Raw genomic sequence first — 17461 nt, 5'->3', positions numbered from 1 at the left:
TTTCATGGAAAACAAAGGGGAAAAATCAGGCCAGACAATTCCAGTTGTGAGCGCTACAGGGTAATTCAATGTGCCCCACCAGAGCAGATATCTCTGGAACCTTTACTTGCGGCAGGCAAAAGCCTGCCTGTTCACATTTTGTATCAAGGATTTTCAGGAAAAACCTTGCAATGCGGTTAACTCATATCATTCATAACCTGCTCTAATTGCCCGACGGTAAAGGTCTGTCGAGCAGCGAGGCCATGTCGCCGCCCAGTTTTTCCCTGAGGGCTGCGGCGCGCTCCTGCTCAAGCATGATCATGTCCACCTGCCGGGTGTGAATGAGCAGGTAGCCGAGCATACGGGTTTTTTGCAAAATTTCGGCAGCGGGGAAGTTTTCCGCCACGGCAAAGAGCGAATCGTCCTTCACGTCAGCGCGGAAGCCATGCGCCTCCAGCAGGTCAGCCACCATGCGGGCGCGCAGGCGGCGGCGCTGGCGGTCGGCGGCCCCGCCCTTGAACTGGAAGCTCACAAAATTTTCATGATTATTTGCGCCTGCAAGGCTTTCCACCGTACAGAAGTGGTAGCCGTAGCGGGCCTGCAAAATCATGTAATTATCAGAAATAATAAAAAAGTTTTTGTTGGACATGGCATTGGGCGCAGTGCTTTCCAGGTCCGGATTCATGGTGCTTTCAATCATCACGCTCATGAAGCCCGAGGCGCTTGCCGCAGGCGGCCCGGCCCAGGGCACGGCCACCATGCCGTCCCACAGCGCCAGCATGGGCGTACTGGCAATATCGGCGATATCCACCACCGCGCCGCCCACATGCCGCCTGAAACCGCCGCCCATGTCCACAATCCAGTACTGAAGCTTGACCCCGGCCTTGAGTTGTTTGCCCATGCGCTGGTTGACGTCCGAGCCCTCCTCAAACATGAGCTGTACGGATTTCTCGTGGCAAAAGCGGGTAATGTCGTGCAGGGTCTGGCAATGCTCCGGCGCAAACTCCGGTGATTCCGGGTCCAGCAGATGCAGGGGAACCATCAGGGTCGCCAGGGCCTCAAGCCGCTGGTGCACCGGGCTGCCTTCCATGAGATTGGGCGGCTCCGTCACCTGAGCGGCAAGCTCGGGATTCAGCCCCGCAAACACGGCGCAGCGCACGGCATCCAGAGTGGCGTCTCCGGCATTGTCCAGCAGGCTACAGGCATTGGGCAGGCTGAACACGGCAGGCAGGCGGTATTCCCGCGCCACAGAGGCCAGATGCCCCGCCATGCCGCCCGTTTCGCTGACCATGCCAGACGCACGCGAAAGCAGAGGGGCCCAGCGGGGCAAGGCCCGTTCGACCACCAGAATACCGCCCTTGGGGAAGGAAAGCATATCCGCTTCCTTGCGGGCCACAAACACAGGCCCCATGCCCACGCCGGGGCTTACGGCAACGCCGCCGCAAGCCAGCATGGAAAGGCCTTCAGGCAAATCTTCCGCCAGGATTTTACACTCGCCCGGCCCCACCGCTGCACCGTCAGCAACATCGGCCCGATTTTCAGTGGCGGCATCCGCCTCGTGCAGGGGGCGACTTTGCAGCACCACAATACGCCCATTGCGGGAATCAAGCGCCCATTCCACATCCTGCGGCTCGGCGTAGTATTCTTCCAGCGCCAGCGCCACCTGGGCAAGGTCTGCGGCCTGCGCATCGGTGAGGCTGGCTGGCACACCTGCAAGCCCGGCGAGAGTCTTGCTTATGGGCTGCGGCGGATTGGTGCGGGTAAAAATAAAAACATCAGGTGTAACCGCGCCGTCCACCACTGCCTGAGGCAGCCCCGGCACGGCATTGAGCAGCACCTGTTCCTGCCCGCGCGCGGCAGCAACAGGATCCCGGCTATAGGCCACGCCGCCAGCGGCAGCTGGCACCATGGCAAGCACCCCCACGCACATGGGCGCAGCATCGTCTGGGATACCGTGCTGATACCGATAGCTCATGGCGGTTACGGCATACTTGCTGGCGATAATTTCTTTCCAGACTTCGCAGGCTTCTTCCGGCGGCACGTTAAGTTCGGAGCGGTACTGCCCGGCAAAGGAGACGCCAAGCGAATCCTCGCCCACGGCGCTGCTGCGCAGTGCAAGGGCAAGACCCGGCCCGGCCCGGCGCTGCATGGCGGCCACAGCCTCGGTAATTTCCTGCTCCAGTTCCGGCGGCAACGGCGCGCTGAGCACGGCCTGCTGCAATGCCGCAGAAAGGCTGAAAACTTCATCCAGGCTGTGCATATCCGTAGCCTGAATGCGGCGGTTCAGTTCGCTGTGCAGGCCGCTGTATTCCATAAAGCGGTAGTAGGCGCTGACCGTCACGGCAAAACCGTCCGGCACGTCCAGACCTGCATGGGCCGCCACTTCGCCCAGATTGGCCATCTTGCCGCCCACAAGGGTGATGTGGTGCAGGCGGATATCGCCAAGCGGCATGATATTGGGGCCGTCCTGATGCGGCTGATCTTCAAGCAGATTCTGCATCTGCTCACGAATGCGGTCAAAGGCCTGCTGCAAAGGCTCGTAGCCTTCATCTGAAAGTGCGTTGAGGTCGCGCACCATCTGAAAAACCGCCGTTACGGCGCGAGTGCTTACGGCATGCACATAATCCATGCCGAAAGGCTGCGCGCCAGAGAGGTGCTCCTCCACATCGCTCATGGCCTCAAGGGCTGTCTTGTTGGACGACAGCAAGCGGCGGAAGCGCGTGCAACGCTCCCTCAGGTGGGCCTTGAAAGCCTCCTCACGGGCAAGCTGTTCCGCGTCCGGCTCACCCGAGCCATCGCGCCCCAGCCACTTTCGCAGGCAGTCGAGCACCGTCATGTCACATAGCGGACCGGGCCGCTTCCTCCATCTTGATAATCAGCTCGCTGATGGCTACGGGTTTGAGCATGTAGTCATACGCGCCCAGATCAAGCCCCTGCACGGCCACGCCCATGCAGGCATGCCCCGTAAGCAGAATGACAGGCAGATTGGGGGCTTTTTCCTTCATGTGGCGCAGGGCTTCCAGACCATCCATGCCAGGCATGCGCACATCCATGACCACAATCTGGAACATCTCGCCCGATTGCAGGGCTTGGTCCAGCAGATCGAGGGCCGACTGCCCATCGGGCGCGGTTACAACTTCCATACCGCGCCGGGTAAGGCGTTTTTCCATCAGTTCCAGAAATTCCACTTCGTCGTCCACAAACAATGCGCGCATGGAGGCCTCCTTCATATGGCAGCATGCCCCATTGGGGCCGCCTAGTGGTATTATGCTTCTGCGCTTTCTTCAGGCGCGAGCTGCGGCGGTTCCGCAGGCAGAAAAATATTGAATGTGGTGCCGTGCCCAAGTTCGCTCTGCACGTCTATGCGCCCACCGAGCTTTTCAAGAATGGTGTAGCAGATGGCAAGGCCAAGCCCCGTGCCCTCGCCCACCTTCTTGGTGGTAAAGAAGGGGTCGAAAATCTGCCGCAGGGTTTCCTGATCCATGCCCGGCCCGGTATCGGTAAAGGAAACGCGCACTCCGGCACGCCAGGGCTGCGTGCTGACGGTCAGGGTGCCATTCTTGCCCATGGCATCAATAGCATTGTCTATCACATTGATGAATATCTGTTCAAGCTGGGCCGGGTCGGACAAAATTACGGGAACATGCGCATCGTACTGCCGCACGATGGCGATATTGCGGTTGGCGGCTTCGGTTTTGAGCATCTCCACGGCCTGATCTGCCAGGGAGCTGATAAGAATTTCCGTACGGCCCGGATTCATGCGCCGCCCAAAGCCCAGCATGCGCTGGGTGATACCCTTGGCGCGCTTGACGTGCTGCTCGATTTTCTCCGTACTATCGAAAATTTCTTTGTAATTTTTCATGGTTGACGGGTCTTCATCGTCTAGAAGGTCGCGTATCCAGCCCGCGTTTTCCTGAATGAGCATCAGGGGATTGTTGACTTCGTGCGCTACGCCAGCCGCCATCTTGCCCAGAGCGGCCATCTTGCTTGACTGCAACATGCGCGCGTCAATGTGGGCCTGCTTTTGATCCGAGGCTTCAAGCGAAGCCACAAGCCGCCGGGTGCACAGCTCCGCGCCCATGCAGGTCAGCGCGCCGCCAAGCAGTGTAAAAAAGAGTATCAGCGCCTTGAGCTGACGCAGGGGCTTGAGACTGTCGCGCACATCATCCATGACCACCAGCACCCAGGGCATGGAATCCAGCCGCATCATGGCCACCAGCATTTCTTCCCCGCTGGGAACGACCGATCGCATGGTAACCACATTGTTGCGGGTCAGATTTTCCTGCGGCAGGGCAAAGTTACCCATAATAGAGCCGTAGAAACGCGAACCCGTCTGCAACACTCCAGTGTTGCTGACGATAAATGCGTCACTGTGCGGGCCGGAGTATATGCGCCGCAACAGGGCGTCAATGGCGTCCATGTCGATGGTGGCGCGCATGATAAAGGTGCGCCCGCCCTCGTGCCGCAGCACGGCAATGATAAAGTGCGGCACGTGGCGGTAGCCCATGAATACATCGCTGACATACACGCCCTTGCGCAGCACTTCCGAGAACCAGGGGGCCTCGGAATAATTGGCGTCCCGCAGGTCAAACGGCCCCACATAGGAAACATGGCGACCATCCATACCGATAATGCCCAGATCAACAAACGAGCGACTGTTGCTTTGCATTACGCTGAAAATTTCGCTCAGGCGCGCTGGATTGCTGAGATCAGAATATGGGTGGGTGAAGGCCAGATTTTTGACCTGCGCGATGCGCTCCACCATAAAGGTATCAAGGGCGCGGTGCTTGCTGCTGATGACAGCCTCAATGCCCGCAGTGATTTTTTCGTCATAGATGGCGCTGAGCCTGTCCAGACAAAACATCCCCAGAGCAGCCAGCGGCGTAAGCGCCATGAGCAGCAGCGTTATCAGCAAACGGCGGTATATGGCCCTGTAGCCTCTGTGGGATGCAGGCACGGTGGACGACATTAACGGGCCTCCTGGGATGGAGAATCAGCAACGCCAGCCAGGGATTCCCCCCTGAAAAGCGCCCGGCAGTGGGCCAGCATTTCCTGGCGGCGGGCCGCAACCTGGCCTGGGTCCTGCATGATCATGTCGAGCTGGCGGGTGTGGATGGTCATATACCCTGCCACCGCCAGCAGGCGCTCGCCTTCTTCCTTGTCCATATCCTTGAGCGTGGCGCTCACGGCATCATTGCGCACAACGGGTGAAAAACCGAACTCCCAAAGAATATCGGCCACAAAGCGTACCCGCAGAATACGGCGCTCAATGTCGGCAGCGCCGCCGCGCAACTGGAAATTCAGGTAGTTCTCGCTGGTGCGCTCTGAAAGGCGCGCCTCAACCGAAACAAAATGGAAGCCAAAGCGGGAATGCAGGCTGCAATAATCGCTGGAGATAAGAAAATAATTTTTTTCAGTGAAATACGCCGTCTGCGCGGCAGGATCCAGATTGGGATTGGCCGTGGCCTCAAAAAGCACGGAAAGAAACCCCTTGCCGTCCACAGGCGGCGGCCCCTGCCAGGGGTGGGCGTTCATGCCCTGCCACAAGGCCAGCATGGGCAGGGAGGCAATGTCTTCCACGTCAATGACAGGCCCGCTGGGGGTACGCACAAAGCCATCACTGAGGTTGACCACCCAGAACTGTTTGATCACCTTGTCGCGCAGTTGCTTGATGCGTTGCGGGGCGTACTTTTTTTCCGAGCCAAGGCTGAACATGGCGCTCACGGCCTTTTCGTGGCAATAGCGCACAATGTCGTGATACGTTGCGCAGTTAGCCGCCTTGAAGTCCACGCTGTCCACCTCAAGCGTCAGGGGCAGAATGCGGCGGGAGGCGGTTTGCAAAATCTGGTATACGGGGCTGCCGGGCATATAGTCCTTGCCCGGAGGTACCTTGGGCAACAGGGAATCCTGCCGGTTTTCGTATACTGTGCGCAGGTCAGCGCAAAGGGTGATGCGCTGACCGCTTTCCACCACTTCCGTGGCCCATTTAAGGCCAAAGATGGCGGGCTTGCCGAACTCCCGCGCCAGCGAAGCCAGACGCGACCCCTGAAAACCGCGCTCCGCCACAATCCCGGCGGCGCGGTCAATGAGCGAACCCCAGATGTAGTTGTCGTCCGGCACCACAAGGATGCCGCCGGTGGGGAACCTGCGCGCGTCTTCCCAGCGGCGGGCCACCCAGGCAGGGCCGGATACGCGGCCCGGATTGACAGTAAATCCCCCTTCCAGCAGCAGGGCATCGTCCAGCGCCCTGGACGGTTCAGGCAAGGCAGGCACCGGCAAGGCGGGGTCTTCCTCCTGCGGCAAGGACATGGGGCGCGCCATGAGCATAAAAACATGGCCTTCGGGGTTGCATGCCCAGGTGAGCACCTCGGGCCTTCCGGCGGCTTCTTCCACTGCGAGGGCAAGTTCTGCGGCACGTACGGCGGTGGCATCGTCCAGCACCGGGCGCTTGGCTTTATAAGGACGGCGGTCTGTCACCGTGTGCGGCGCCGCGCGCGAAACACTTATGGCGTCAACAGGCATGGTGGAATACTCCACCTCCTGCGGCAGGCCCGCGCATCCGTAGACATGCACGTTTTCGCTGTGCGGGGTCAATGGCGCAGATGACTGGGCAATGCCGCCAAAACAGCCCTCATCCACCGCCATACAGGTGAGGCAGACGCCAGCCCCTCCTTCTGTCAGCCCGCGCGCACGACGGTAAACCAGAGCCTGAGCGCGCTGCTTGCTGGACAGGGTTACGCGCACCGCGCGCAAAATATCATCGTCATGCGCCTGCAACGAAACAGGCGGCCCCCACAGCACAACGCCGCAGCCTTCGCCCTCACCTGCGGCAGGCGGCCATACGCGCCCGCGCAGCAAAAGCTGCATGGGCTTGCTGCAAAGGCCACGTAAACGCTGCACCTGCTCAAGGATGGCAGAAGCAAGGTCTTCCGGCAGGGGGGTTCCCTCCACCAGCGCGCCCAACTTTTTGGAAAGCCGCGCAAGATGGTTGGGGGCCAGGCCGCCAGCAGCCTGAATGCAGCGGTTGATCTCGCTTTGCAGGTCGCCGCTCTGAAAATAGTGCTGACACCCCGCCGCCGTGACCACAAAGCCCTGCGGCACAGCACCGGGGAAAATGGGGCGCAGTTTCTCAAGCCGGGCGGTTGCAGGATCCACCAGCACCCGCCCCTCGCTGTGCAGAGCGGCCAGGCATCCGGCATCGTCCTGACACAGGGGAACAACCAGCGGCCCGAGCAGGCAGGCTTCCGGCTCGTACACTTCTTCCGCCACCAGCTTTTGCAATTCGCCAAAGCGTGCGTAAAGGGCCGGGCAAGGCGCGGGATCAAGCCGCTCAAGCTGCTTGATGCACTGAAAAACCTGAGTGGCCATAGAGGTACAGAGCGCCCGCACACGATACAGGCCAAAGGGATGATCGCAGCAAAGCGTGTATTCCAGATCGGTCATGGTTTCCTGAAAGGCGTTCCATGCCGTGAGAAACAGACGGAAGGAGTGGTGCCGCAAGGCAAAAAAGCGTTGGGCTTCCTCCGCCGCGCTGACGGAAGAAGAGGAAACGGCTTCGTCGCCCCGGCGGGCGCCTCGCGTTAAAAAGCCCAACAGACGGCTCAGGGACATGGCGGCTCCACAAGATAAGGCTGTAAACCTGGGGCAACGCAAAAAACCGCGCAGCGCCAACAGTTACACATTGAACCTAGCACAGCACTAAGCCGCCTTCAAGCTGCATGTGACAGAATTCCCATTCTCAAAAAAACAAATGTGGAAAAGAAAATTATGGATAAAACTACAGCGGCGCAACGCCGTTGGGCTGTTGCGGTACAGGCATGCCGCCCTGCGGATTGCCTTGGGGATCGCCCTGCTGGCCATCATCCATATCGGCCAGAGCGCGCATTTGGGCCATGCACTGCTCCACAAACTGGGGTTCGCCCACATCCTGCCGCAAAAAGGCGTTGATGTCCGGCATCTTGGCAATGGCCGCGTCAATCTCCGCATTGGAGCCTTTGGCGTAGGCGCCGATGTTGATCATGTCTTCCACGCGGCGGAAGGTGCTCATGCAGCGGGTGACAACACGGCCCGCGAGAACATCCTGCCGGTCGCAGATGTCGGAACGCAGACGGCTGATGGAACGCAGCACATCAATGGCGGGAAAATGCCCCTGATCGGCCAGATCGCGGGTAAGCACAATATGCCCGTCAAGGATGGAACGCACGGAGTCGGCGATGGGTTCGTTAAAGTCGTCGCCGTCCACAAGTACGGTATAAATCCCTGTGATGGTCCCCTTGGCGGAACGCCCTGCCCGTTCCAGCAGCTTGGGCAACTGGGCAAAAACCGAGGGCGTATAGCCCTTGGTGGTGGGCGGCTCGCCAACAGCCAGCCCCACTTCGCGGGCAGCCATGGCAAAACGGGTTACGGAGTCCATCATCAGCAGCACGTCCATACCCTTATCGCGGAAATATTCCGAAACAGCCGTGGCGGCATAGGCCGCGCGCATACGCACAAGAGGAGACTGGTCTGACGTGGCGATAACCAGCACGGAGCGGGCCATGCCCTCGGGGCCGAGGTCGCGCTCCATAAATTCCACAACTTCGCGCCCGCGTTCGCCAATGAGGGCAATGACGTTGACATCAGCGCGGGTGTAGCGGGCCATCATGCCCATGAGCGTGGATTTGCCCACGCCCGAACCGGCCATGATGCCCACGCGCTGCCCCTTGCCAAGAGTCAGCAGGCTGTTGACCGAGCGCACGCCCACATCAAGAATATCGGTAATGCGCGGGCGTTGCAGGGGGCTTGGCGGATCGGCATAGATGGGCACCAGCTCCGGATTCCAGTTTTTGCGGGCCTCCTCAAGCCAGTGGGGCACAAAGGGGCGCTGCTCTTCCTGCTGGCGGAGAAAATCTTCTCTGGAGCTTTCCCCCGCTGGAAGAGGTGAAACGTAGAGTTCCGCACTTATGGGCGCACCGGCATCCAGCGGGGTACCGAAAGCGTCAAAGGCGCGGCCCAGCAAATCCGGCCCTACCGGGAATACCGGGGGCAGACTTGTGTTGCGGATACGGCTGCCGGGACGGATGCCCCGCATGTCGCCATAGGGCATGAACAGCAGATTGCCCTCGCGAAAGCCCACAACTTCTGCGGCGATGCCGTCGTCGCCTTCATCGGGCAGCATATGGCATACGGCCCCAAGGGGCGCGCGCAAACCGCTGCCCTCGGCCACAAGGCCCACAACCTTGTTGACCTTGCCGTAGAGACGAACAGGGGTGCTTGTTTTGAGCAGCTTTATGCAGGAATCAGGGTCAAGCTTCATGGCTGGCTATCCCTGCTGGCCGTTGCCCGAGCCGGGCAGGAAGCCCCCGCTGACAAAGACGCTGGAAGAAGATTGCGAGACGTGTTCCTTTTCCTCTTCCGGCAGGGGAAATAACTCGTCCTCAAGCTCGGCAAGGCTGGGATTGGCGTTGAGCTCCGCTGCCTGAGCATGGGCAGGTTGCGGAGCCTGCTCCTGCACGGGCTGCCCTTCAATACCATCAACAGGCTGCGCCATCGGGGCCGGGGATGATTCTGCAACCTGCTCGTCTGCCTGCACTCCGGGTTCGGGCATGGAATCCTGCATTATTTCGGGCGAGGCATTGGCAGAAGGAACTACGGCATCTGGCTGTGCGGCAACATCAACTGGCGCAGGTTCCTGCCCTTGCTCAAAAGATTCAGCGGCAGCAGCCACATCAACAGGCCCGGATGCGGGCAAAATTTCGTCATGAGCGAGGCCAGCGCCATCCTGACCGACAAAAGCGGCCTGCTCTGGCAGCGCACCTTGGGCCATATCTGGTGCAGATTCGGGCGCAAATTCCGGCCCGGATTCCGGCGAGGTATCAGCCGCCAGAGTTTCAGCAGAATGTTCTGCCAGATGTTCTGGCAACAGTTCCGGCTGGCCCATCGTATCGACAGGCTCAACGGGCAGTTCAGGCTCTGGCTCCACCACAGGTGCAGCCTCGGGCACGACTTGCGTCAGCCGCGCAGATTCACGCGCAGCGGTGGCGCTCACCTCTTCCCCCGCCTTTTCTTCCTCTGAGCGCGGCGGCAAGGTCAGATGCTCCAGAATGCCGTTGACCATTTCGCGGTAATGTTCGCGCAGATTTTCCACCGAACCGCTGACGCTCTCGGCCACAAGGCCGCCAGCCTCAACAGAAGGATCGCCGTTCACGATCCACTGGCTCAGTTCGGGCACACGCTCGCGGGCGGCCCGAAACAGGTCGCTCACGGTGTCTTCGTCATCGGGGTGCACGCGGATGCTCACGGTGGCGCGGTCTTCCAGCAATTGCAGGGAACCAAAGACCAGATTCTGCAAAATGCGCTGATGTTCTGCCTGCAAAATCCAGCCAGTTCCGGCCTCAACGGCCACGCGGGCCAGCTCGGCCAGTTCGTCGCGCCAGGCTTCACCAAGGCTGTGCCGCTGCGCCTCAAGAGCGCGCAGCATGTTGCCGAGCATCTGCCCCACATCGACGCGGAACTCCTTAAGCTCGGCCCCGGCCTGCTCCATGCCCGCCTGAAAGCCCTCATTATGCGCATTGCTGCGGATAAACTCGGCTTCTTCGCGCAGATCACGGGCCTTGCCGTGCTCGGCCTCGGCCTCGGCCAGTTCTGCCTGCGCCTGAGCCTTCAGCTCTTTCGCTTCGCGCGTGAACTGCTCCACGCGGGCCTGAGCCTCTGCCCCGGCCTCCTCCAGAACCTTCTGCCTTTCGGCATAGGCTGCGCCAAGAATTTCGCGCGCGCGTTGCTCGGCCCTGGCGCGCACCCGAGCAAGATAGTCCTCCTGCTGCTGGTGCTGGGCGCGTTCACGGAGCAAGGGTTCCTGCATGGCGTCAAGCTGCTGAGGTGTAGCCTCGCGCTCGCCCATGAAGATGGTGCCCCATTTTTTGCGCAACTGGTCTGACGCCATGCCGGGTTCCGATGGTTACAGATTCTGCGGCTGGCCGCTACACAAACACGTCGCCAGCGCCACGGCTGATGACAAGCTTGTTTTCGCCTTCAAGCCGCCGCACGATCTTGACGACATTCTGCTGGGCCGATTCCACGTCCGAGAGTTTGGCTGGCCCCATGAATTCCAGTTCTTCGCGAATCATGTTGCCCGCGCGTTCCGACATATTCTTGAAGAATTTTTCCTTGAGGTCGTCGCTGGCACCGCGCAGGGCCAGGGTAAGATCTTCGTTGGAAATTTCCTTCAGCATTTCGCGTACGCCACGGTCGTCAATATTCTTGCAGTCCTCAAAGACAAACATGAGGTTGCGGATATCTTCGGCCATCTGCGCGGAATCTTCTTCGATTTCGGAGAGCACTTCTTCTTCTGTGGCGCGGTCCACAGCATTGAGAATTTCTGCCACAGACTGCACGCCGCCCACTTTTTTGCCTTCCTTGCCGCCCATGGCGATAAGCTGGCTTGTGAGCACCTTGTCCACTTCCATGAGCATTTCTTCCGGCACGGCTTCAAGCCGCGCAAGGCGCATGAGCACCTCTGCGCGCACACCTGCGGGAAGGTTTGTCAATAAATTGGCGGCCTGATCCGGATGCAGATGACCAATGATCAAAGCCAGGGTTTGCGGATGCTCGTTGCGCAGAATCTGTGAAAGCAGCTTGGGGCTGACCGATTCCAGCTCGCGGAAGGGCGCGGGGCCGGTTTCAAGGCTCAGGGAGTCCATAACGTACTTGGCGGTTTCAGGATCAAGGTTTTTGACCAGCAGACGCTTCAGCGTGTCGCTGCCGCCCGTGATCATATCCACGCCTTCAACCAGCGATTCGTGGAACTCGCGCAGCACTTCTTCGACTGTTTCGCGCGGCACAGGCTCCAATTCCACGATAGCTCTGGAGATGTCGGCTATTTCCTGCCGGTCCATGCGTTTGAACACGTCAGCCGTGAATTTGTCGCCCATGGCGAGCAGCAGCACTGCAGTACGCTGTTTGCCGGTCAACTCCATCTCCCTACTCCTTCACCGAGATCCGCACGAGGCTGCTCGGGGTTGCTCATTCCTTGTCTGCAAGCCAGCGCTTGATAAGCCGCACGGCCTGATCCATATGCTGCTCGGTAATGTGGAAGAGCCGCATTTTCAATTCCTCAACGCGCTGATTGCTTTCTTTTTGCGCAAGGCGCAAGGCCTTGAGCTGCGAGAGCGTCGAGCTGCTTTCCGTCAATTGACGGTTTGATGCTTTAGGCGGTAGCTGTTTCATCGTTTTTCATCCAGCCGCGCACCAGCATCACCACCTGCTCCATATGATTATCAGAAAGGGTGAAAATGTGCGACTTCAAGGCTTCAATATCTTTGAAAACCAGTTCATCGTCTTCTTCGTCCGCGCCGATTTCATCATCTGCCTTGGAGGCCTCTTCAAGAGCCTCATACAGAGCCAGCTGTTCTTCGGCTGCGGGCAGGCCTTCAAGCCCCTCAATCATCTCACCGGCTTCAACCTTGGGCCGGATGAGGGCCAGAACCACAGGCCGCACCACAAGCATGAGGAACAAGAAGGCCAGCAGCGCGTTGAGCAGGGGCTTGCCCAGCCGTTCGGCATAATCGGCCAGCATTTCGGCAAAATTGGGATCCTTGGGCGGCTCGGAATCCGTAAACGGAGCGGAGCTTACTTCCAGAGCATCGCCACGGGCCTTGTCCAGACCCACGGCATTGGTAACAAGCTGGCGCACTCGCTCAAGGTCATCGGCCTTGCGCGGCACAAATGTCCACGCTCCGCTGGTCTTTTCATACGTCCCATCGATAAGGACTGCAACCGTCATGCGCTTTAAATCGCCCACATTGGATACGATTTGCTGCTCTTCCTTGTTAATTTCGTAGTTGGTGGTGCGGGTTTCGCGGCTGCCGTTCTGCTGTGAAACAGATCCGGCTATGCCATCACCACGAAAGTTGGCGTCCGGCGAGCCGCCCTCAAGATTCGAGCGGCCCTGCTGGGTTTCTTCACTGCGCTGCTCGCTGCGTACTGCGGTTTTTTCGGGGTCAAACAGTTCGCGGCGGATGGTGCGCTGGCTGAAATCCATATCCACGTTGACCTTGGCGATAACTCGGCCAGGGCCAAACATGGGCTGCAACATTTCTTCAATGCGGCGTTCAAGGTTGCGCTGCACCTGCTGGCGGTGTTCCATCTGGGTGGTGCTTGCACCGGCGAGGCTGTCTGATTCCGGCTGATACAGCACCTTGCCGCCATTGTCTGAAATGGAAACATGCGTTTTATCAAGCCCTTCCACAGCCATGAGCATCATGTTGAGGATGGCGTTGATTTCTTTCTGGTCAGGCTTGAGGTTGGGCCGCTTGAGCTTGAGCACAACCGAGGCAGAGGGGGACTGGCGTTCTTCCACAAACAGGCTGCGGTGCGGAATGACCAGATGCACGCGCGCGCTTTCCACATTGGGGAATTCGCTGATGGTGCGCGAAAGTTCACCCTGCAAGGCGCGGGTGTAGTTTATTTTCTGCACAAAGTCGGTTTGCCCTACCTTGACCTTGTCAAAAATTTCAAAACCAATGCCCTGCCCCACAAGACCGCCTTCGCCTGCAATCTTGATGCGTTCATCATACACAACTTCCTTGGGAACAAGAATGGTTTTTCCGTTGTCCGTAAGCTGATACATGACCTTGTCGGCCTGAAGCGACTTGATGACAACGCTGGCGTCTTCGGCGCTGAGGTTGGAATACAGCACTTTCAAGTCGGGCCGCGAGGCCCAGACAGAAAGGCCAATGGCCGCAGAGCTGATGAAGACAAATCCACCCAGAACCATCACGCGCTGCGCGACGCTCATTCGGGCCCAGACTGCCTTGATGGAATTGACAAGTTGCATAAGAAAAGCCGGCATATGGTTGCTCCTGCGAAGACGTGGCGTAATTCCGGCACGTTGGCCGGGCATATGCCCTGGCAAAGCAATTGCCATGCCACTTTTTAACACACTGCAATTACAGTATTTTTAAAAATTCCCGCCGACTCGTTCAAATTTGTGACACTGCGCCAGAAACGCCGAATCCCCCAGGGCAAAGCCAGTGGGGGATTCGGCGTTCAGGAGTATCACGCGCGGAAAGGAAAAGCTGGAATTTGAAAAATTATACCTGCCCGGGCGTATCGCAACGTAAATAAACGCGCCGCGCCAGGCTGGAACAGGTGCTCACGCAGTTTCCTAGAACTGCATGCGGGAAATTTCCTTATAGGCCTCAAGCACCTTGCCGCGCACGGCAGAGGTCAGCTTCATGGCCATGCTGGATTTCTGCATGGTGATCATGAGTTCGTGCACATTCTGGGTGCGGCCTGCGGCGAAATCTTCGATAGCCGTATTTTTAAAGTTGTCCAGTTCGTTAACCTTGTTGAGCGAACTTTTGATGGTGCCGGAAAAACTGTTCTGCGGCGTCACCGGCGTGTGCGCCTGCGTGGGATATTTGATAAAATCCGCTTGGGCGCCAAAATTTTCGCCCCGGTCAACGCTGTCACGCAAAAGGCTCTGGTCAAGAGTTTTGGCAAACTGGGTCTGGCCGCCGATGGAGCCGCCCTGCTGCAGGGTGCTCTGCACCTTGCTGAAATTCTGCACTGCCTCGCTGTACGCCCGCATGCCAACTGCCTGAATGCTCATAACAACCTCCGCGCTCCAAAAAAAACTTTTTTATGCTGCAACCGTGGTCATACCTTAGGGGCTGCTTCCAAATAAAAGATTTTGCGCCGATGACAAAGTAAAGCAGTGTTTTTTTTACGACAGGAGTGGACGCTTTCTGTCCATGCCTGGAGTAAAAAATGCTGGATGACGCAGTGATCGACCACAATAATTATTTAGTAACAGACCCTAGCGGCCAATATCCAACGCCTTGATAAACATGCCCTTGACGGCATCCACCGTAGTGACGTTGGCCTCATAGTTGCGCTGGGCAGTCATGAGGTTGGCCATTTCCTCAACCACGTTGATATCGGGGTACATGACGTAGCCTTCCGCATTGGCGTCAGGGTTGCCTGGTTCGTACACCCGCTTGAAGGGTCGGTTGTCCATGGTCACGGCAGAAACACGCACGCCCTGGACCGCCCTGTCGAGGGCCGAGCGCATGTGGATGGAAAAAGGATCATCCACATCAGCCGTTTGCTGCACCACGCTACGCCGACGGTACGGCCCGCCCTGGGGCGTGCGCGTTGTCTTGGCGTTGGCAAGGTTCATCGAAATGGTGTTGATGCGGGTGCGGTCGGCTGCAAGGCCGGACGCGCTGATATCAAATGCCGTCATGAAGTCCATGGCTTCCTCCTACACTGTCCGCTGCCGGGGTTCTTATGCCGCGTATGGAAGCGGCGCGGCTGCGGGCAAAAATCAGGACTGCTTGCCATCCTGGATGATGTTGTTCAGTCCTTCAAAAGACTTGCTCATCACTTGGGTAAGCGCTGTGTACTGCAACTGGTTCTTGGCATGCTTGGCCATTTCTTTATCAATATTCACGCGGTCCTCGCCGTGAACAACACGCGGCTTGATCGCCATATCCCATTCCGGCCCAAAAGAATCAGGCCTGAAAGCCGTGGGCATGTGAGAAGATTCCGTGCGGGTCATCTCCCCTCTTGCGTCAAGACCAAGGGCCGATTGCAGCTCTTTTTCAAAAGACAGTTCGCGCGGCTTGTAGTTGGGCGTCTCCACGTTGGCGATATTGCCCGAGATGACGTTCTGCCGCTGCAACTGCATATCCATGACCTTGCCCACAAGGCCTATCTGCATATTGAACATTGATTTCATACTACGTACCCCCGTGGTTCACGGAAATCTGCTTGCCAAGCCTTTAGCAACAAGCGTTCCACAGCATAAAAATCACGTAATTAAAGCATGTTAAAAAAAAGAACGGGCAGAGGGTCGGTATTTTGACAGATGCAGGCAGTTCCGCCAGGCCAGACCGCAAGCGCAAAAAAAAACCGCCCGTAAATCCGGGCGGGGTCAATCTGCGGGAATGGACGAACTGCGGCTTACAGTTTCATCTGTGCGTCGGTTACGCCCAGAGCGCGCAACTGCAAATAGATGCGGGCGCAGGCCTCCGCATCCGAACCGGCATGGTGGTGGTTCAGCGCTATGCCAAAGTAGGCACTCACGCTGCTGAGCTTTTTGGAGGCAAGCGGCAAACTGCGGCGGGAGCCTTTGAGCGTGCACAAAAAAGGCGCACGGGGTTCCTGTACTCCCACTGCATGGCAACTTGCGGCAAGCACACGCTTGTCAAAGGAGGCATTGTGCGCAAGCAGGCTGCCCGCCCCTTCAACAAAGGCCTCTATCTGCGGCCACAGTTCGGCAAAAGTGGGCGCATCCTTCAGCATGGGCCAGGTCAAACCGTGGATCTCGGTAAACATCACGCGCGATGACGGCGGCCTGATGAGACTGTAAAAAACATCGGTCACACTGCCCTGCTCAATACGAGCAAGGCCCACGGCGCAAGCGCTGTGGGCCGAGTAACCGGACGTTTCAAAATCAATAGCTACACTACGGCTCAAATCTGTAGAAACCACACTTACTCTTTTGCGGCTTTGTGGGCGGCTTCGGCCAAACGCGCCTTGATATAGTCGCGCATGACGGCATCGTCGTCCTCGAGGTTAAAGCAACGGGCATCTTCGCCCATGAGGCCGCCGGGCACAAAGTCGCCCTTTTCGCCAGGGTCAGAGACCATTTCGTCATAAAAACAAATGGAAAGCCAGCGGCTTGCCGGTTCATCATCCACCACATCCAGCAGCACAAAAAGTACACGTTCGGTCTGCACGCTGTGGCGCGCGCGCAGGGAATAACTTACGCCGGGCCGAGCCTTGAAGGTAAAGGAAATGTTGCTGTGCGCGGCCAGAAAATCCATGTATTCCGTAAATGATTTCTTGATGTTAAGCGGGTCATCCTGCCAGGAATCAAGAAATTTACGCAGTTCTTCGGAACCTGTAACTTCCATACGCGCTCCTTTTATGGGTTACGGCGGCGTGTCAGCGGGTCCATTGCCAGGGGGGGGTGCCAATGTTCAACCCCCAAATGCCACGCCTGTCCAATACCGCCTGATGTTCCTGAATAAGCCAGCGGCGGCAAAAAATGGCCCTGCACTTCTGCCTGTCCACCCAGGCCAGACCTTCCATCACCAGCTTGTAGTTGACGGAATCACCGCCCACCTGCACAAGTGCGGTAATGGGGCCAGCTTCGAGCTGCCCCACGTCTTCAACGTCCACTTTGGCTCCCTTGGGCATCATGCGCTGCAAATAGGCCAGCGCCTGAGGCCCGTAAGGCTGCCTGAGACTGGGAGCTTCAATGCCGTAAAAAACCAGCACCTTCTCAGGTTCTTCACTGTCTTTCTTGGTGCTGACTGAAATGGTATTGCCGTCTTCCACTCTTACCACATACGCATTCCACGTTGTAGCCGCAGCAGATGGAGACACAGCCAGAACCATAAGGATTATACTTGTAAAAAGCTGGTTAAGCATTGCTGAATCCCTCGGTAAAGGCCTGCAAATGTGCGCCAGCAGATAATGCCTGTGCCGCCAG

Annotated in this window: 15 protein-coding genes; all 15 read right to left on the bottom strand. The window is 58.2% G+C overall.

Features of this window, described 5'->3' with window-relative positions:
- Nucleotides 1–202 precede the first annotated feature (202 nt).
- Nucleotides 203–2815 carry a PEP/pyruvate-binding domain-containing protein gene (locus ACUZ79_RS08315; protein WP_449251295.1) on the bottom strand — a complete coding sequence of 871 codons (2613 nt, stop codon included), beginning with the start codon at nt 2813–2815 and terminating at the stop codon, nt 203–205.
- A gap of 1 nt (nt 2816) precedes the next feature.
- A complete protein-coding gene (locus ACUZ79_RS08310; RefSeq protein WP_449251294.1) occupies nt 2817–3194 on the bottom strand; it encodes a response regulator in 378 nt (125 codons plus the stop codon).
- Between the two features lie 50 nt (nt 3195–3244).
- Nucleotides 3245–4948, bottom strand: coding sequence for a sensor histidine kinase (locus ACUZ79_RS08305; RefSeq protein ID WP_449251293.1), 1704 nt, complete (start codon nt 4946–4948; stop codon nt 3245–3247).
- Entirely contained in the window at nt 4948–7590 is a 2643-nt protein-coding gene (locus ACUZ79_RS08300; protein WP_449251292.1) for a PEP/pyruvate-binding domain-containing protein, read from the bottom strand. The genes ACUZ79_RS08305 and ACUZ79_RS08300 overlap by 1 nt, the downstream gene beginning before the upstream one ends.
- Before the next feature lie 166 nt (nt 7591–7756).
- Nucleotides 7757–9274, bottom strand: a complete 1518-nt coding sequence (locus ACUZ79_RS08295; RefSeq protein WP_240824567.1) for a FliI/YscN family ATPase — start codon at nt 9272–9274, stop codon at nt 7757–7759.
- A gap of 6 nt (nt 9275–9280) precedes the next feature.
- A complete protein-coding gene (locus ACUZ79_RS08290; RefSeq protein ID WP_449251291.1) occupies nt 9281–10900 on the bottom strand; it encodes a FliH/SctL family protein in 1620 nt (539 codons plus the stop codon).
- Between the two features lie 37 nt (nt 10901–10937).
- Nucleotides 10938–11933, bottom strand: coding sequence for a flagellar motor switch protein FliG (gene fliG, locus ACUZ79_RS08285; protein WP_240824569.1), 996 nt, complete (start codon nt 11931–11933; stop codon nt 10938–10940).
- A 46-nt stretch (nt 11934–11979) separates the two neighbouring features.
- On the bottom strand, nt 11980–12183 hold the full coding sequence (locus tag ACUZ79_RS08280; RefSeq protein ID WP_449251290.1) for a flagellar M-ring protein FliF: 204 nt from the start codon (nt 12181–12183) through the stop codon (nt 11980–11982).
- Complete coding sequence (gene fliF, locus ACUZ79_RS08275) at nt 12164–13807, bottom strand: flagellar basal-body MS-ring/collar protein FliF (protein ID WP_240824571.1); 1644 nt, start codon at nt 13805–13807, stop codon at nt 12164–12166. The genes ACUZ79_RS08280 and fliF overlap by 20 nt, the downstream gene beginning before the upstream one ends.
- Before the next feature lie 315 nt (nt 13808–14122).
- Nucleotides 14123–14569 (bottom strand): flagellar hook-basal body complex protein FliE, encoded by a 447-nt coding sequence (fliE, locus tag ACUZ79_RS08270; protein WP_449251289.1) that lies wholly within the window; start codon nt 14567–14569, stop codon nt 14123–14125.
- 207 nt (nt 14570–14776) lie between these two features.
- Entirely contained in the window at nt 14777–15214 is a 438-nt protein-coding gene (gene flgC, locus ACUZ79_RS08265) for a flagellar basal body rod protein FlgC (RefSeq protein ID WP_240824572.1), read from the bottom strand.
- Between the two features lie 72 nt (nt 15215–15286).
- Nucleotides 15287–15700, bottom strand: a complete 414-nt coding sequence (flgB, locus tag ACUZ79_RS08260; RefSeq protein WP_240824573.1) for a flagellar basal body rod protein FlgB — start codon at nt 15698–15700, stop codon at nt 15287–15289.
- 224 nt (nt 15701–15924) lie between these two features.
- Nucleotides 15925–16455, bottom strand: a complete 531-nt coding sequence (locus tag ACUZ79_RS08255; RefSeq protein WP_449251288.1) for a 3'-5' exonuclease — start codon at nt 16453–16455, stop codon at nt 15925–15927.
- 2 nt (nt 16456–16457) lie between these two features.
- Nucleotides 16458–16880, bottom strand: coding sequence for a hypothetical protein (locus ACUZ79_RS08250; protein ID WP_022659212.1), 423 nt, complete (start codon nt 16878–16880; stop codon nt 16458–16460).
- Nucleotides 16881–16911: 31 nt separating this feature from the next.
- On the bottom strand, nt 16912–17400 hold the full coding sequence (locus tag ACUZ79_RS08245) for a thermonuclease family protein (RefSeq protein ID WP_240826053.1): 489 nt from the start codon (nt 17398–17400) through the stop codon (nt 16912–16914).
- Between the last annotated feature and the right edge of the window lie 61 nt (nt 17401–17461).

It is taken from the genome of Desulfovibrio faecalis (genome assembly GCF_053570625.1).
Note: the sequence above shows the minus strand (reverse complement) of the source record. Positions and strands in the feature narration are given on the sequence as shown.

Bases quoted from the DNA above. Each gene is read 5' to 3' on its own strand.
- ACUZ79_RS08300 (WP_449251292.1), bottom strand. From the start codon at position 7,590: ATGTCCCTGAGCCGTCTGTTGGGCTTTTTAACGCGAGGCGCCCGCCGG.
- ACUZ79_RS08305 (WP_449251293.1), bottom strand. From the start codon at position 4,948: ATGTCGTCCACCGTGCCTGCATCCCACAGAGGCTACAGGGCCATATAC.
- ACUZ79_RS08290 (WP_449251291.1), bottom strand. From the start codon at position 10,900: ATGGCGTCAGACCAGTTGCGCAAAAAATGGGGCACCATCTTCATGGGC.
- ACUZ79_RS08245 (WP_240826053.1), bottom strand. From the start codon at position 17,400: ATGCTTAACCAGCTTTTTACAAGTATAATCCTTATGGTTCTGGCTGTG.
- fliE (WP_449251289.1), bottom strand. From the start codon at position 14,569: ATGAGCATTCAGGCAGTTGGCATGCGGGCGTACAGCGAGGCAGTGCAG.
- ACUZ79_RS08250 (WP_022659212.1), bottom strand. From the start codon at position 16,880: ATGGAAGTTACAGGTTCCGAAGAACTGCGTAAATTTCTTGATTCCTGG.
- ACUZ79_RS08315 (WP_449251295.1), bottom strand. From the start codon at position 2,815: ATGACGGTGCTCGACTGCCTGCGAAAGTGGCTGGGGCGCGATGGCTCG.
- ACUZ79_RS08295 (WP_240824567.1), bottom strand. From the start codon at position 9,274: ATGAAGCTTGACCCTGATTCCTGCATAAAGCTGCTCAAAACAAGCACC.
- ACUZ79_RS08280 (WP_449251290.1), bottom strand. From the start codon at position 12,183: ATGAAACAGCTACCGCCTAAAGCATCAAACCGTCAATTGACGGAAAGC.
- flgC (WP_240824572.1), bottom strand. From the start codon at position 15,214: ATGGACTTCATGACGGCATTTGATATCAGCGCGTCCGGCCTTGCAGCC.
- fliF (WP_240824571.1), bottom strand. From the start codon at position 13,807: ATGCCGGCTTTTCTTATGCAACTTGTCAATTCCATCAAGGCAGTCTGG.
- ACUZ79_RS08310 (WP_449251294.1), bottom strand. From the start codon at position 3,194: ATGCGCGCATTGTTTGTGGACGACGAAGTGGAATTTCTGGAACTGATG.
- fliG (WP_240824569.1), bottom strand. From the start codon at position 11,933: ATGGAGTTGACCGGCAAACAGCGTACTGCAGTGCTGCTGCTCGCCATG.
- flgB (WP_240824573.1), bottom strand. From the start codon at position 15,700: ATGAAATCAATGTTCAATATGCAGATAGGCCTTGTGGGCAAGGTCATG.